We start from the raw sequence: 14,908 nt of genomic DNA, 5'->3' as shown, positions 1-14,908 counted from the left end.
CCGGGTTGGCCAGCCGGGGCGGGACCTCGGCGCCGACCCGCTCGGCCTCCCCGCGGCGCGACCAGCCGGAGCGGACGAACCCGTCGACGTACGACAATCCGTGTCGCGCGATTGGCCTAGCAAGACGGTAGGAAATACCGACATAACTGAGACGCCCCTTCCCGGCATGTGGATGGGTCTTGACGCTGACCCCGGCCTGACCCACTCTTCCTACCAACTAAGTAGGAATACTGCGGATTGGATGGACGATGAGACGGCTCCCCCTGCGCCGGTTGGTCACCCTGACCACCCTCGCCGCCCTCGGCGCGGCGACCCTGGGCAGCACCGCCGCGTGCGGCGACGACAGCGAGGGCACGGGAGACAGTTCCGGCCCGGTGACCCTGCGGCTCGGCTACTTCCCCAACATCACCCACGCGCCGGCCGTCGTCGGCGTGGAGAAGGGCATCTTCGCCGAGAAGCTCGGTGCCGACGTCAAGCTCGAACCGAAGACCTTCAACGCCGGCCCGGCCGCCATCGAGGCCGTCTTCTCCGGCGCGCTGGACGCGACCTACATCGGCCCGAACCCCACCGTGAACGCGTTCTCCAAGTCCAAGGGCGAGGCCGTCCGGGTCGTCTCCGGCGCCGCCTCCGGAGGCGTGGCGCTGGTGGTCAAGCCGGGCATCAACGGCCCGCAGGACCTCAAGGGCAAGAAGGTCGCCACCCCGCAGCTCGGCAACACCCAGGACGTGGCGGTCCGCTACTGGCTCAAGCAGCAGGGGCTGACCACCACCAAGGAGGGTGGCGGCGACGTCAAGATCGTGCCGCAGGAGAACGCCCAGACGGTGGAGACCTTCAACAGCGGCGCGATCGACGCCGCCTGGGTGCCCGAGCCGTTCGTCTCCCGGCTGGTCAACGCCGGCGGCAAGGTGCTCGTCGACGAGCGCGACCTGTGGCCGGACAAGAAGTTCGTCATCACCAACCTGCTGGTCAGCACGAAGTTCCTCAAGGCACACCCGGACGTGGTGCAGAAGCTGGTCGACGGCCAGGTGGCCGCGAACGAGTTCGTCAACACCAAGCCGGACGAGGCCCAGCAGGCCATCTCCGACGCCATCGGCAAGATCACCGGCAAGCCGCTGGACCTCAAGCTGATCAAGCAGGCGTGGCCGACGTTGGAGTTCACCAACGACCCGATCCCCACCTCGCTCAAGGCCGGGCTCGACCACGCCGTCGAGGTCAAGCTGACCGATCCGGTGGACCTCAAGGGCCTGTACGACCTCACGTACCTCAACAAGGCGCTCAAGGCGCAGGGCAAGCCCGAGGTCGTCCAGCCATGACGTCGACCACGACGACGCCGCAGAGCGCGACCACCGCGGTCGCGCTCTCCGGCGTGACCAAGGTGTACGGACGCGGGCCGAGCGCCGTACTGGCCCTGGACGGGGTCTCCCTGGACGTGGCGCCGGGCGAGTTCGTCTGCCTCGTCGGCGCGTCCGGCTGCGGCAAGAGCACCCTGCTCAACCTGGTCGCCGGCCTGGACCGGCCCAGCGGCGGGCAGATCGGCATCGTCGGCGGCGCCAATCCGGGGCTGATGTTCCAGGAGCCGGCGCTCTTCCCCTGGCTGACGGTCGACGCGAACGTCGAGGTGCCGCTGAAGCTGCGCGGGCTGCCCCGCGCCGAGCGCCGCGAACGGGTGGCCGACCTGCTGCGCACGGTGCACCTGGCCGAGTTCGGTCGCAAGCGGCCACACGAACTGTCCGGCGGCATGCGTCAGCGGGTCGCGCTGGCCCGCACGCTGGCCCTGGACACGCCGGTGCTGCTGATGGACGAGCCGTTCGGCGCGCTGGACGCCATGACCCGCGACATCCTGCACGACGAGCTGGAACGGATCTGGTCCGAGCGCCGGCTCTCGGTGCTCTTCGTCACGCACAACGTCCGCGAGGCCGCCCGGCTGGCCGACCGGATCATCCTGCTCTCCAGCCGCCCCGGCCGGATCATCTACTCCACCGAGGTGGACATCCCACGGCCACGGCGGATCGACTCGCCCGAGGTCGCCGCGATCGCCGCCGAGGTCACCGAACGGCTCCGTACGGAGGTGGGCCGCCATGGCCAGTGACACCCTCACCAGCACGGCGCGCAGCGACGCGGAGATCTCCGGCCTGGACGCGCTGGAGATCGCCGGTCGGGATAAGGAGGTGTCCCGCGGCACCCGGCTCTGGGCGGCCACCTGGCCCAAGCTGGCCGCGCTGGCCATCGTCATCGTGGCCTGGCAGGTGGTGGTCTGGTCGGGCTGGAAGCCGCCGTACTCCCTGCCCGGCCCGCTGGTCGTCGGTCGCGAGCTGGTGACCCAGGCCCAGGGTCCGCAGCTCTGGGAGGGCCTGGCCACCACGCTGCGGCGGGCCGCCGTCGGCTATGTCTTCTCGGTCGCGGTCGGCCTGCTGCTGGGCCTGGCGGTGGCCCGCTCCACGGTGCTGCGGGCCGCCATCGGCTCGATGATCACCGCGTTGCAGACCATGCCGTCGATCGCCTGGTTCCCGCTGGCCATCCTGCTGTTCGAGCTGAGCGAGAAGGCGATCTTCTTCGTGGTGGTGCTCGGCGCCGCGCCGTCCATCGCCAACGGGGTGATCTCCGGTGTGGACTACGTGCCACCGCTGCTGCTGCGCGCCGGTCGCAACCTGGGCGCGCGGGGGCTCAACCTCTACCGGTACGTGATCGCGCCGGCCGCCCTGCCGGCGATCGTCGCGGGCCTCAAGCAGGGTTGGGCGTTCTCCTGGCGGAGTCTGATGGCCGGCGAGCTGATCGTCGTCGGCATCTCGCAGACCTCGCTGGGCGCCCAGCTCACCTACTCGCGGGAGCTGTCCGACGCGCCGTGGCTGCTCTCCACGATGATCGTCATCCTGGTGCTGGGCCTGGTCGTGGACGCGGCGTTCGGCGCGGCCGACAAGGCGATCCGCCGTCGCTGGGGCGTACTGGACCAGGCTGGTCAGTGACGTGTACGTCTCCGCGCGCAGCGACTACGCGCTCCGGGCGATGCTCGCCGTCACCGCCGCCGTACGCGGCGGCGACGCGGGCGGTGGTGGCGCGGGCGAGCTGGTGAAGGCCGGCAGCCTGGCCGAGGTGCAGGAGATCCCGCTCAGCTTCCTGCAGGGCATCCTGCTCGACCTGCGCCGGGCCGGTCTGCTGCACAGCCATCGGGGCGCCGAGGGCGGATACGCGCTGACCCGGCCACCTGAGGAGATCACCGTCGGGGATGTGCTGCGCGCGGTCGGCGGCTCGCTGACCACCGTACGCGGACTGCCGGCCGAACGCGCCGGCTACCACGGGGTGGCTGCCGGGCTCACCGACGTCTGGCTGGCGGTGCACGGGGCGATCGCCACCGTCGTCGACAGCACCAGCCTCGCCGATCTGCTCAGCCGCACCCCGACCGACCGGGCGTCCACGACGTCCTGACCACCGGGGCGGCGTGGTCGGGTCGGTGCCCCGCCGACCCGACCACACCTCGTACCGATCCTGACCGGGCCTGCCCCTCCGCCGGCACCGGTCGGCCGGTCGCTGCTCAACCCCGGTGCTCGACCGTCGGGCCGGGGCCCGGATCGCCGGGACTGCGCAGCTCCACCAGACCGGCGGGAGCATTGTCCGCCGGGGTGGCATGCCAGGGCGCGAAGGCCGCGACCATAGCGAGCAGCAACCCGGCGAGCCCGACCGCGGCCACCAGGATCAGTTCGCGCAGCGCCCCCGAGCCGGCTTCGCCCGCCATGGTCACCCCTCCCGCGCCGGGCCCCCCGCCCGGCTCCCCCCGATGGCCAGCTTCGACCACACCGGGCCGGGACACAGTCGGCCAGCCGACCAAGCCGCGGCTGATATTCGACTCGGGCCAGCGGCCGGGCGGTGCGGGTCATCGACCGCCACGACGGTCGAGGAGGCCGATCCGGGGCGCGACCCGGACCACCCCGCACACAAACCGACCCGCCCAGCCGAAGCGGGACGGGTCGGTGACGTGCGTGGAGGATCAGACGGTACGCGGGCGGCGCGGGCGACGGGACCGGCCCGACGCGCGGTGCGCCGGGCGGGCGCCGCCGTCCGTGGCCGAGCCACCGGCTACGCGTCCCCGGCTGACAGCCACCGGCGGCGCGACGATGGTCACCGGCACACCGGACGGCTCACGGGCACCGGTCACCCGGGCCAACGAACCGTCGCCCGGGCGCACCTGGACCGACTCCGGCCGGATGCCGGCGGTGGCCATCAGCCGGGACACGTCCCGGCGCTGCTCGGGCAGGACCAGGGTGACCACGCTGCCGGACTCGCCGGCGCGGGCCGTCCGACCACCGCGGTGCAGGTAGTCCTTCGCCTCGGCCGGCGGGTCCACGTTGACGACCATGTCGAGGCCGTCGACGTGGATGCCCCGGGCCGCCACGTCCGTGGCGACCAGGGCGGTCACCTGGCCGTTGCGGAACTGCTCCAGGATGCGGGTGCGCTGCGGCTGGGACTTGCCACCGTGCAGCGCAGCGGCGCGTACACCCTTGGAGAGCAACTGGCGCGCGAGCCGGTCGGCGCGGTGCTTGGTGCCCATGAAGAGGATGGTGCGACCGTCACGGGCGGCGATCCGGGTCAACGCGTCGGGCTTGTCGACCGCGTCGACGTGCAGCACGTGGTGGGTCATCGCGGTGACCGTGGCAGTGCCCGGGTCGACCGAGTGGGTCACCGGGCTGCTGAGGAAGCGGCGGACCAGCCGGTCCACGCCGCCGTCCAGGGTGGCGGAGAAGAGCATCCGCTGACCCTGCGGGGCGACCTGCTCCAGGAGCTTGGTCACCTGCGGCAGGAAGCCCATGTCGGCCATCTGGTCGGCCTCGTCCAGCACGGTGATCTCGACCTGGTCGAGCCGGGCGTCGCCGCGGTTGATCAGGTCGTGCAGCCGGCCGGGGGTCGCCACGACCACCTCGGCGCCGGCACGCAGCGCGTCCGCCTGCCGCTGCAACGACAACCCGCCGACGACTGTGGCGCAGCGCAGGCCGACGGCCCGGGCGTACGGCGCCAGCGCGGTGGTCACCTGCTGCGCCAACTCCCGGGTCGGCACCAGCACCAGGGCCAGCGGGCGACCCGGCCGGGCCTTGCGGCCGGCGGTGCGAGACAGCAGGGGAAGCCCGAAGGCGAGCGTCTTACCCGAGCCGGTACGACCCCGGCCGAGCACGTCCCGACCTGCGAGCGAGTCCGGAAGCGTCGCCGTCTGGATCGGGAACGGCTCGGTGATGCCCTGCGCGGTCAGCGCGGTGAGCAGCGCCGGCGCCAAGCCGGTAAGAGCGAAAGACGGAATAACAGTGGTCACGCAGGAGCCTTCCTCGACGCGGAACGTGTCGAGGGAGGGCGCCGAAGTCGGCGCTGTCAACCGGCGGCGCAAGGCAGCCAGGACTCACAAGCACGAACCGATTGGAGTACGGGCCGGCCCGCCGCCGGGCCGCCGCCTGCGGACGCAGGCGGGGCGGGGCGGGCCGGTCCCGTCACCGTCACACCCGGAGGGCGCGACAGGTAATGCTGACCGATCCGAAGATCAGATCGGGCGGATGTTCTCCGCCTGCGGGCCCTTCTGGCCCTGGGTCACCTCGAACTCGACCCGCTGGTTCTCGTCCAGGCTCCGGTAGCCGGAGGACTGGATCGCCGAGAAGTGGGCGAAGACGTCAGCGCCGCCGCCGTCCGGGGTGATGAAGCCGAAGCCCTTGTCAGCGTTGAACCACTTCACGGTGCCAATAGCCATGTGTTTCGTCTCCTTGACGGAACGTCGGACACACACTTGTTGTGTGCCCGAAGAGGAGCGCTCCGCGCGGGGATGCGCGAATCGCCTGTCGCTTCTGGTCGCCCCGCCCGGAGAACTCCGGACACAACAAAGAGCGCCTGGGGCCACAATTCCCGCCAGGCGCACACAGAGTCTCTGGTAACCAAAACTGCAACCCGGATAAGCTACCACAGCTTCCCCCGTCATGGTCAAGCTTGGGCGGAATCTTCGGGCAACTGGGCGATCAAGGCTGTGAGGCCAGTCACATCGAGCAGGTCGGCGGGCCGGACGGTCACCCCGTGCCGGACGTAGTGGAACGCCGCGCCCACCCGGTCGACCGGCACGCCGGCCAGCTCCGCCCAGGCCAGCCGGTACACGGCCAGCTGCACGGCGGCCACCTCGGCGGCCGGCCCGGTGGGCTGCGCCCCGGTCTTCCAGTCGACCACGTCGAACCGGCCACCCGGCCGGGCGAAGACCGCGTCCATCCGGCCCCGCACCACCACTCCGGCGATCACCGTGGCGAACGGCACCTCCACCTCCACCGGCGACCGGTCGGCCCACTCGCTGGCCAGGAACCGCTCCTGCAACTCCACCAGCGCCTCGTCCGGCGCGGCGTCCGCGTCCGCCGCACCGGGCAGCTCGTCCAGGTCGAGCAGGCGGTCGGCGCCGAAGCGCTGCTCCAACCAGGCATGGAACGCGGTGCCGCGACGGGCGTACGGGTTGGGCTCGGTCGGCACCGGACGGCGCAGCGTACGGGCCAGCCCGGCCGGGTCACGCCGCAACGCCACCAGCTGGGTGACGCTCAGCGCCCCGGGCAGAGCCACCTCGACCGCACCGGAGAGCCGGGTCAGCTCGGCGCGCTCCGCCAACAACAGGTCCGCCTCGCGCTGCCAGCGCGCCACCTCCGGATCCACCTCGGGCTCGACCGGCTCGACCGGCTCGGCTTCGGACCCGATCGGCGTTCCCGACCCGGCGAGCACCGGCCCGGGGAGCACCGGCCCGGGGAGCACCGGCCCGGGGAGCGCCGCCGCCGGGCCGTCGGTCATCAGGCGGCGCACCAGCCCGGCCGCCTCGGCCAGCGCGGGTCGGCGGCCACCCAGCGGGTCGGCCGGCCACTCCGCGCGCAGCACCACCTCGGCCGTCGGGTTCGTGGCGTCCGGAGTGGGCTCCGGCGCCCACGCGTCGACCAGGTGCCCCGGGCCGCCGTCCAGGCAGGCGTCGTACACCTCGCGCAGGAAGACCGACGGACCCCGCGGCCGCTTCGTGCCCTCCCCCCACCAGTACCCGGAGCACAGCAGCAGCCGACGCGGGCGAGTGACCGCCACGTACGTCAGGCGGCGCTCCTCCCGCTCGTCGTGGGCCCGCCAGGCGTCGGTGAAGTCGGCCACCGCCCGGGCCACGGCCCGCTGGTCGGCCGCCTCGTCGAGCGCCAGCTCGGGCAACCCGTCGGCGTCGCCGCGCAGCGGGAACGGCAGCACACCGAGCCCGCCCAGCCAGTGGTCGGAGTTGCGCACCGGCCCGGGCCACGACCCACGGCACAGCCCGGCCACCGCCACCACGTCCCACTCCAGACCCTTCGCGGCGTGCGCGGTGACCACCTGCACCGCGCCCTCCACGACCTCGACCTCGCCCGGGGCGAGACCGCGCTCCTCGTCCTCGGCGGCGGCCAGGTAGGACAGGAAGCCGGACAGCGTCGCGCCGCGCGTCTCTCCGCTGAAGCGGGCCGCCACGTCACCGAGGGCGTCCAGGTGCCCCCGGGCCAGACCGGCGTCGCCGGCGCCGTCGCGGCCGGCGCGCACCGCGACCTCCACGTCCAGGCCGATGGTCCGCTCGATGTCCGCGATCAGGTCCGGCAGGGCCTGGTCCAGGCGGTAACGCAACAGCGCCAACTCCATGCCGTACGCCCGCAGCCGCGCGAACCCCTCCGCCGAGTACGCCTGCGCCGGGCCGAGGTCGGCCAGCGCCTCCACCAGGGTCGCCTCGTCCAGCAGGTCGGGGGTGATGTCCGAGGTGTCGTCGGCGGCCACCTGGCGTCGGGCGTTGGCGATGGCCCGGGCCCGCCGGTGCAGCGCCACCAGGTCACGCGGCCCGATCCGCCAGCGGGCGCCGGTGAGCAGCCGCAGCAGCGCGGCCCCGTCGGTCGGGTCGGCCAGCACGCGCAGGGTGCACACCACGTCGCGGACCTCGGGAGTGTCCAGCAGACCGCCGAGGCCCACCACCTCCACCGGCAGACCGCGCTCACGCAACGCCGACTCGATCGCCGGGATCTGGCTGCGGACCCGGACCAGCACGGCGGTCGTCGGCCGCTGCGCCACCGGGATGTGCTCCGGTGCCGCGCCGGGCATCCGGGCCGCGCCGCGCCAGGCGGCGAGCACACTGTCGGCGATCCACGCCGCCTCGTCGGCGTACGTGGGCAGCAGCGCGCAGTGCACCGTGCCACCGGCGGCCCCGCCGGGGCTGCGGTGCGGAATCGGGTCGCGGACGGTCAGCGCGGAGCGCAGCTCCGGCACCCGGGCGCCGGCCGCGCGCAACGGCGTGGACAGGGCGTTCGCCACCCGGAGGATCTCCGGGCGGTTACGCCAGCTGGTGGTGAGCCCGAGCGCCGGGGCCGGCTGACCGTCGGCGCGGGCGAACTCGGTGGGGAACCGGTCCAGGGTGCCCGCGCTGGCGCCCCGCCAGCCGTAGATGGACTGGCACGGGTCACCCACTGCCGTCACCGGGTGCCCGCCACCGAACAGCGCGTTGAGCAGCACCACCTGCGCGTGGCTCGTGTCCTGGTACTCGTCGAGCAGCACCACCCGGAAACGGTCCCGCTCGATTTCGCCAACCCCGGGGTGATCCCGGGCCACCCGCGCCGCCCGGGCGAGCTGGTCGGCGAAGTCCATCGCCTCGAAGTCCAGCTTGCGCCGGGCGTACGCCCGCACCAGCGGCAGCAGGCGCAGCCGGGTCTGTTGCAGGGCGAGCGCCTTGCGTACGTCGGCGTACACCCGGCCCGGCCGCGACTGCACCTCGGCGAAGAACCGGCCGGTCCAGGCGGCCAGTTGGTCCGGTGCGACCAGGTGCTCGTCCAGCTCGCCGGCGAGCGCCAGCACCGCGTCGGTGATGGTGCTCGGCATCCGGTCCACCTCGGACATGTCACCGTCGTAGTTGCGCACCAGCAGGTCGACCAACTGCCACCGGGACGCCTCGGTGAGCAGTCGGGTGGACGGCTCGTAGCCGGCCCGCAGACCGTGCTCGGTGACGATCCGCCCGGCGTACGAGTGGTAGGTGGAGACGGTGGGCTCACCGGCGAGCGGGTCGTCCAGCGGGTCGCGACCCTGCCGGCCGAGGCGGCGGATCAACTGGTCGAGCCGGGTGCGGACCCGGTGGGCCAGCTCACCGGCCGCCTTACGGGTGAAGGTCAGCCCGAGGATCTGCTCCGGGCGCACGTACGAGTTGGCCACCAGCCAGACCACCCGTGCGGCCATCGTCTCGGTCTTGCCGGACCCGGCCCCCGCCACCACCAGCAGCGGCTCCACCGGAGCGGCGATGATCGCGGCCTGTTCCCGGGTGGGCGCCGGCAGCCGCAGCAGTTTGGCCAGCTCCACCGGGGTGTACCGGGGCCCGGAGTCCGCCAGCCGGGGCGTCGGCGCGGGGCCCGCGCCGAACAGGGTGGGCTGGGTCATGGGTTCTCCGGACGTCGGACGGTCGGCGGCTCGACCACCTGGCGCCCCTGCCCGGAGACCGGGCAGCTGGTGCGCACCGGGCAGACCCGGCACTTCGAGTTGGCCACCGCGGCGAACGTGGCGGCTGCCATCGTATCGGCGGTCCGCCGGACCAGCGCCGTCGCCCAGCCGGCCGCCGGGCCCTCGCCCGCCGCCGGCTGATTCTGCTCCCGGGCATCCTTCGCGGACGTGCCGAGCTGCACCAGCGCCGCGCCGCCGGACTCGTCGCCGAACTCGGCGAACGCGCCCGCCTCCACCGCCGCCTGGTACGCGCCGAGCTGCGGGTGCTCGGCCAGTTCGGAGCCGGTCACCGCGGTCGACTTGCCGGTCTTGAGGTCGATCACCACCAGCCGGCCGGCCTCGTCGACCTCCAGCCGGTCGACCCGCCCGGTCAGGTCGACCGGTCGCTGCGGATCGTCCAGGCGGACCGCGAACTCGTGTTCGATGGCGAGCAGCCGGCGCGGGTTGGTGGCGAGCCAGCGCAGCAGCTTGTCGACCATCGCCTCGGCGCGCTCCCGCTCGGGGCCGGCCATCCATCGGGCGGCCAACTCGATCGCGTCGAACCGGGCGGCCACGTAGTCGAGCAGGGCGCCCCGGTCGGCGCTGGCGTCCTCGGCGAGCATCGCGGCGGCGTGCACCAGATTGCCCACCCCCTGCGCGGTGCTGGTCGGACCGCTGCCGCCGTGCCGTTCCAGGAGCCAGCGCAGGCTGCACCGCAGCGCGCTCTCCATCGCCGACGGGGTGACCCGCACCGGCGCCCCCTCGTCGACCAGCGGCCGGTCGTCGGAGAGCGCCCGCAGCCCCCACCAGTCGTCCGGGTGCGCGCCGGGCACACCCGCGGCGGCGAGCCGCGCCAGCTCGGCCGCCGCGGCGCGCCGCCGGGCCGCCGGTGCGGCCGGGTCGGTGATGGCGGTACGCAGTTCGGCGACCAGCGCCGGCAGGGTGAGCGCCCGGGGCGGCCGGGTGACCGGCAGCGCGCCGGGCTGGTCCGGCTCGTCGTCGTCCGCGCCCTCAGCGCCGTCGTTCCCGGCCGCCGGGGCTGCCACCCGAGCCGGTCCGCCGTTGCCGACCACGCCGCCACCGGTCCCGCCACCGGTCCCGCCGTCAGCGGTCACGCCGCCGGTCGCGCCGCCACCTGTCACGGCCTCGGCGGAGGGGGTGTCGTCCGGTGAACCGGCGGCGGGGCCGCCGCTCGAGGGGCCGGTGCGCGGGCCGGGCGTGCTCGGCGGCACGGGCGGCGGGCCGGGCGTGCTCGGCGGGGTGCTCGGGCCCAGTTCGTGCAGGAAGCGGCTGGGCTGCTCCTCGTGGTCGTCGCCGCCGACCGCCGCCGACGCCACGGCGCTGACCAGCAGACGGTGGCGGGCACGGCTGATGGCGACGTGGAAGAGCCGGCGCTCCTCGTCCAGCAGTGCCGAGGTCTGGCCCACCACGGTCGCCGCCCGGGCGCCGCCAACGGACCGGCCGGCCAGCACGTCGACCAGCCGTTCGGAGCCGAGCAGGCTGCCGCGCAGGCGCAGGTCCGGCCAGATGCCCTCCTGCACACCGGCAATCGCGACCAGGTCCCACTCCAGGCCCTTCGCGGCGTGCGCGGTGAGCAGTCGTACCGCCGCGCCCCGGTCGGCGGTCGGCGCGATGGTGTCCGCCGGCAGGTCCTGGGCGAGCACGTGGTCGAGGAAGACCTCGGTGCGGGCGCCGGGCAGCCGGTCGGTGAAGCGGGCCGCCGCGTCGAAGAGCACCAGCACGGCGTCGAGGTCCCGGTCGGCAGCTTCGGCTCGCCGGCGTCGGGCCAGGTCGCCCTCGCCGGCCGCCGGCCGCCCCTGGGCGATCGCGCCGGCCCAGCGCTCGGCCAGCCCGCTGGCGTCCCAGACCTCCCAGAGCACGGTCTCGGCGGTCGCGCCGGGTTGGGCCGCGGCGTCCCGGGCGGTGGCGAGCAGCCCGGCCACCGCCTGCGCCGGTTCCGCCCACCGTCGGTCGATGCCGGCCAGGTCCGTCGGATCGCGCAGCGCCTCGACGATCAGCTCCCCGGACGGACGGCGGTCGCCCCCGGCCAGCGCCAGGGCGCGCAGGCCCTGACGCAGCCGCCGTTCGGCCAGCGGGTCCGCCCCGCCCAGCGGCGAGTGCAGCAGCGCGACGGCCGCCTCCTCGTCCAGCCGGTCCGGTTCCAGTGCGCAGCGCAGCAGGAGCAGCAGCGGCGCCACCGCGGGTTGCAGGTGCAGGGGCAGGTCCTCGCCGTGCACCACGGTCGGGACGCCGGCGGCGTGCAGAGCGCGTTGCAGGGTGGGCAACTGCAACGCCGTCGATCGCACCAGCACCGCCATCCGCGACCACGGGACGCCGTCGAGCAGGTGCGCGGCGCGCAGCGCGTGGGCCAGCCAGGCGGCCTCGCTGGTCGCCGACCGGAACGTGTGCACCTCGACCACACCGGCCGGGGCGTCCGGCAGTGGGCGCAGCCGGCGGTGCGCCATCGGACCGCGCAGCCGGCGGCCCAGCCGGGCCATTGCGGCGAGCAGGACCGGGCCGGCCCGGTACGACGTGCTCAGCAGCACCTGCGCGGCCGGTGCGCCGGAGGCCGTCCGGAAACGGTGCCCGAACGTGGTCACGCCGGCCGGGTCCGCGCCACGGAAGGCGTACGTGGAGGAGTCGGGGTCGGCGAACGCGACGAGCGACTTGCCCCCTCCGGCGATGACCGAGAGCAGTTCGAGCTGGGCGGGGTCGGTGTCGGCCAGTTCGTCGACGTACACGTGGGCGAGGCGGCGGCGCTCGGCGGCCAGCAGCTCCTCGTCGTCGCGCAGCAGACCGGTGGCGGCCCGGACCAGCTCGGCCGGGTCGTACGCGATCGAGCCCCGGTTGCTGACGTCGCGCAGCGCGAGCACCGCGACGTACTCCCGCAAAAAGCGGGCGGCGGCCGGCCAGTCGGCGCGGCCGAGCTTCTCGCCCAGCCGGGCCAGGTCGACCGGACCCACCCCGCGCTCGGCGGCGCGCATGAGCAGGTCGCGCAACTGACCGGCGAAGGCCCGGGTCCGCAGTGCCGGGCGCAGGTCGGTGGGCCAGCCGACCGGGTCGTCCTCGGGCTCCTCGCCCACCACGTCCAGCAGCTCGCGGATGATCAGATCCTGCTCGGGGCCGGTGAGTAGCCGGGGCGACGGCTCGCCACGTTCGGCGGCGGCCCGGCGCAGCAGCCCGAAGGCGTACGCCGGGAAAGTGCGCACCAGCGGCTCGCGCAGCACGCGGTAGCCGTCCTGTGCGACCCGGGCCTCGATGCGCTGGCGCAGCGTGGTGGCGCCGCGGCGACCGAAGGTCAGCACCAGGATCCGCTCGGGATCGACCCCCTCGGCGACCCGGGCGGCGACCGCCTCGACGAGGGTGCTGGTCTTGCCGGTGCCGGGACCGCCGAGCACCAGCATCGGCCCGTCGGTGTGCGCGACGACCTCCTGCTGGACGGGATCGACACGCCAGCGGAGGCTCGCCGGCCCGGGTGTGCCGGCGGCCTCGACCTCACCGGCGACCGCACCGTCGCCACTCGGCACGGCGACGCCGCCGTCCGACGCGTCCCCGTCCCCCCGCGCCGGCCCCCCGGGCCGCCGCACCAACCGGTACGCCTGCATCCCCAAATCCCATCACCCCCCTACGACACCAACCCCACCCCACCCGCGCCGGTCATGGAGGTGGCGGCACGACACGCCGACGGCCCTGCCGCCACCCTCATGACCGACCGGGTGGGACCCGGAGTCAGGGTAGGTGGGACTCCAGTGCTTTCAGGGCTTCGGGGACCGTGGCGACCACGGTCAGCAGGTTGCGCCCGGCGGGTTTGAGGAAGTGTTGGTCGGTGAGGGTGGTGAGCCAGTCGAGCAGGGGCCGGTAGAAGCCGTCGGCGTCGATCAGCACCATCGGCTTGGTGTGCAGGGCGAGGGTGGCGGTGGTCCAGACCTCGAACAGCTCGTCCAGTGTGCCCAGCCCGCCCGGCAGGGCGAGGAACGCGTCCGACCTGTCGATCATCAGGGTCTTGCGGCTGGCCATCGAGTCGGTCACCAGCAGTTCGTCCGAGGCCAAATCGGCGACCTCCAGATCGACGAGCGCCTGCGGGATGACGCCCACGGTGCGCCCGCCGGCGGCCCGCGCGCCGTCGACCACCGCGCCCATCATGCCGACGCAACCACCGCCGCTGACCAGCGTGTGCCCGCGCCGGGCCAGCTCCGCGCCGGTCTCCGTGGCGAGGTCGAGCCAGCGTTGGTCGAGGGTGCGGGACGAGGCGCAGAAGACGCAGACCGCCGCCATCAGCCCTCCCGGGGCCGGTCGGGGGCCTGCTCGGCGGCGGCCTGCTGGTCGGCGCCGGTACGCGCCACCGCCTCGTCGCGGACCGCCTCCTGCTCGACGGAGAGCGCCGCCTCGGCCTCGACGATGTGGCGGACGGCCGCGTTGACGTCGTCGGTGAGGCAGATCAGATCCAGGTCGACCGGGCCGATCTTGCCGCTGGCGGCCATGGTGTCGCGCAGCCAGTCGAGCAGCCCCTGCCAGTAGGCGACCCCCATCAGCACGACCGGGAACCGGGTGACCTTGCCGGTCTGCACCAGGGTGAGCGCCTCGAACAGCTCGTCCATGGTGCCGAACCCGCCGGGCAGCACCACGAACGCCTGCGCGTACTTGACGAACATGGTCTTGCGGGCGAAGAAGTAGCGGAAGTCGATGGCCAGGTCGACCCAGTCGTTGATGCCCTGCTCGAACGGCAGCTCGATGCCGAGCCCGACGGAGAGCCCGCCGGCCTCGGTGGCGCCCCGGTTGGCGGCCTCCATCACTCCCGGGCCACCCCCGGTGATCACCGCGTAACCGGCCCGCGCGAGCGCGCCGCCCATCTCCTCGGCCAGCCGGCACTCGGCCGTGTCCGGGCCGCTGCGGGCCGAACCGAAGACGCTGACCGCCGGCGGCAGGTCGGCGAGGGTGTCGAAGCCCTCGACGAACTCGGAGAGGATGCGCAGTGCCCGCCAGGCGTCCCTGGTCTTCCAGTCTTCGCGCCCGCGCGAGTCCAGCAGCCGCTGGTCGGCGGTGCTGCTCGGGATCGCCCCCCGGCGCAGCGTGACGGCGCCCCGGTGCCGCTCCTGCCCCGGGCCGCGGCCGGCCTCCCGCCCGTTGTTCTGGCTCATGAAGCAACCGTAGTGGAGCCGCACACGCCGGGTGTGCGGGGCGCGGACGCCGAGAAATAGTTCGCGATCATGGGCAACTATTTGGCTTCCCCGTACGTCTTACTATTCACATACCGGGTATGCCCGGGCGCGCGCCTTCGGGGGAGGAGACAGCGTGATCAGCAACAGCGAGATGATCCGGATCCGTCGACTGATGCAGCGACGGATCCACGACGTGGTGGCCGAGCGCCGCCGCGCCCGTGACCTCGACCCCACCCTGTCGCCCGCCGCCACCGGATCCGGAGCCGATCAAGAGGTTCGCGCCGCCGACAACGGGCCAGGCTGAC

Annotated in this window: 12 protein-coding genes; 5 read left to right on the top strand and 7 right to left on the bottom strand. The window is 73.9% G+C overall.

The annotated features are described in order from the left end of the window. Positions 1–248: 248 nt before the first annotated feature. Genes ACFYPH_RS23165 through ACFYPH_RS23150 form a run of 4 tightly spaced genes read left to right on the top strand, consistent with a single transcriptional unit; the run spans position 249 to position 3,423 of the window. Positions 249–1,313, top strand: coding sequence for an ABC transporter substrate-binding protein (locus ACFYPH_RS23165; RefSeq protein WP_363939479.1), 1,065 nt, complete (start codon positions 249–251; stop codon positions 1,311–1,313). After that, positions 1,310–2,089, top strand: coding sequence for an ABC transporter ATP-binding protein (locus ACFYPH_RS23160; protein ID WP_387184477.1), 780 nt, complete (start codon positions 1,310–1,312; stop codon positions 2,087–2,089). Before ACFYPH_RS23165 ends, ACFYPH_RS23160 begins: the two co-directional genes overlap by 4 nt. After that, a complete protein-coding gene (locus ACFYPH_RS23155) occupies positions 2,079–2,963 on the top strand; it encodes an ABC transporter permease (protein WP_355138124.1) in 885 nt (294 codons plus the stop codon). Before ACFYPH_RS23160 ends, ACFYPH_RS23155 begins: the two co-directional genes overlap by 11 nt. A 1-nt stretch (position 2,964) precedes the next feature. Further along, positions 2,965–3,423, top strand: coding sequence for an Rrf2 family transcriptional regulator (locus tag ACFYPH_RS23150; RefSeq protein ID WP_354861522.1), 459 nt, complete (start codon positions 2,965–2,967; stop codon positions 3,421–3,423). A gap of 106 nt (positions 3,424–3,529) precedes the next feature. Here the strand turns inward: ACFYPH_RS23150 and ACFYPH_RS23145 are convergent, their stop codons facing one another. The 7 genes from ACFYPH_RS23145 to ACFYPH_RS23115 all read right to left on the bottom strand — a co-directional run bounded on the left by ACFYPH_RS23145 (position 3,530) and on the right by ACFYPH_RS23115 (position 14,582). Continuing rightward, positions 3,530–3,730, bottom strand: coding sequence for a hypothetical protein (locus tag ACFYPH_RS23145; protein WP_354861521.1), 201 nt, complete (start codon positions 3,728–3,730; stop codon positions 3,530–3,532). 252 nt (positions 3,731–3,982) lie between these two features. Then, on the bottom strand, positions 3,983–5,296 hold the full coding sequence (locus ACFYPH_RS23140) for a DEAD/DEAH box helicase (protein ID WP_354861519.1): 1,314 nt from the start codon (positions 5,294–5,296) through the stop codon (positions 3,983–3,985). A 222-nt stretch (positions 5,297–5,518) separates the two neighbouring features. Then, entirely contained in the window at positions 5,519–5,722 is a 204-nt protein-coding gene (locus ACFYPH_RS23135; protein WP_101369720.1) for a cold-shock protein, read from the bottom strand. Positions 5,723–5,949: 227 nt separating this feature from the next. Further along, on the bottom strand, positions 5,950–9,405 hold the full coding sequence (locus ACFYPH_RS23130; RefSeq protein WP_387184471.1) for an ATP-dependent helicase: 3,456 nt from the start codon (positions 9,403–9,405) through the stop codon (positions 5,950–5,952). Next, a complete protein-coding gene (locus ACFYPH_RS23125; protein WP_387184469.1) occupies positions 9,402–13,049 on the bottom strand; it encodes an ATP-dependent helicase in 3,648 nt (1,215 codons plus the stop codon). The genes ACFYPH_RS23130 and ACFYPH_RS23125 overlap by 4 nt, the downstream gene beginning before the upstream one ends. Before the next feature lie 124 nt (positions 13,050–13,173). After that, a complete protein-coding gene (locus ACFYPH_RS23120; RefSeq protein ID WP_387184466.1) occupies positions 13,174–13,719 on the bottom strand; it encodes a TIGR00730 family Rossman fold protein in 546 nt (181 codons plus the stop codon). Then, positions 13,719–14,582 carry a TIGR00730 family Rossman fold protein gene (locus ACFYPH_RS23115; protein ID WP_354861504.1) on the bottom strand — a complete coding sequence of 288 codons (864 nt, stop codon included), beginning with the start codon at positions 14,580–14,582 and terminating at the stop codon, positions 13,719–13,721. The genes ACFYPH_RS23120 and ACFYPH_RS23115 overlap by 1 nt, the downstream gene beginning before the upstream one ends. Before the next feature lie 154 nt (positions 14,583–14,736). On the opposite strand from ACFYPH_RS23115, the gene ACFYPH_RS23110 reads away from it, so the two are divergent. After that, complete coding sequence (locus ACFYPH_RS23110) at positions 14,737–14,907, top strand: hypothetical protein (protein WP_387184463.1); 171 nt, start codon at positions 14,737–14,739, stop codon at positions 14,905–14,907. Position 14,908: the final 1 nt, after the last annotated feature.

The sequence above is a fragment of the Micromonospora sp. NPDC005252 genome, assembly GCF_042872475.1.
Classification (GTDB): domain Bacteria; phylum Actinomycetota; class Actinomycetes; order Mycobacteriales; family Micromonosporaceae; genus Micromonospora.
Note: the sequence above shows the minus strand (reverse complement) of the source record. Positions and strands in the feature narration are given on the sequence as shown.

Bases quoted from the DNA above. Each gene is read 5' to 3' on its own strand.
- ACFYPH_RS23165 (WP_363939479.1), top strand. From the start codon at position 249: ATGAGACGGCTCCCCCTGCGCCGGTTGGTCACCCTGACCACCCTCGCC.
- ACFYPH_RS23160 (WP_387184477.1), top strand. From the start codon at position 1,310: ATGACGTCGACCACGACGACGCCGCAGAGCGCGACCACCGCGGTCGCG.
- ACFYPH_RS23155 (WP_355138124.1), top strand. From the start codon at position 2,079: ATGGCCAGTGACACCCTCACCAGCACGGCGCGCAGCGACGCGGAGATC.
- ACFYPH_RS23145 (WP_354861521.1), bottom strand. From the start codon at position 3,730: ATGGCGGGCGAAGCCGGCTCGGGGGCGCTGCGCGAACTGATCCTGGTG.
- ACFYPH_RS23135 (WP_101369720.1), bottom strand. From the start codon at position 5,722: ATGGCTATTGGCACCGTGAAGTGGTTCAACGCTGACAAGGGCTTCGGC.
- ACFYPH_RS23130 (WP_387184471.1), bottom strand. From the start codon at position 9,405: ATGACCCAGCCCACCCTGTTCGGCGCGGGCCCCGCGCCGACGCCCCGG.
- ACFYPH_RS23125 (WP_387184469.1), bottom strand. From the start codon at position 13,049: ATGCAGGCGTACCGGTTGGTGCGGCGGCCCGGGGGGCCGGCGCGGGGG.
- ACFYPH_RS23120 (WP_387184466.1), bottom strand. From the start codon at position 13,719: ATGGCGGCGGTCTGCGTCTTCTGCGCCTCGTCCCGCACCCTCGACCAA.
- ACFYPH_RS23115 (WP_354861504.1), bottom strand. From the start codon at position 14,582: ATGAGCCAGAACAACGGGCGGGAGGCCGGCCGCGGCCCGGGGCAGGAG.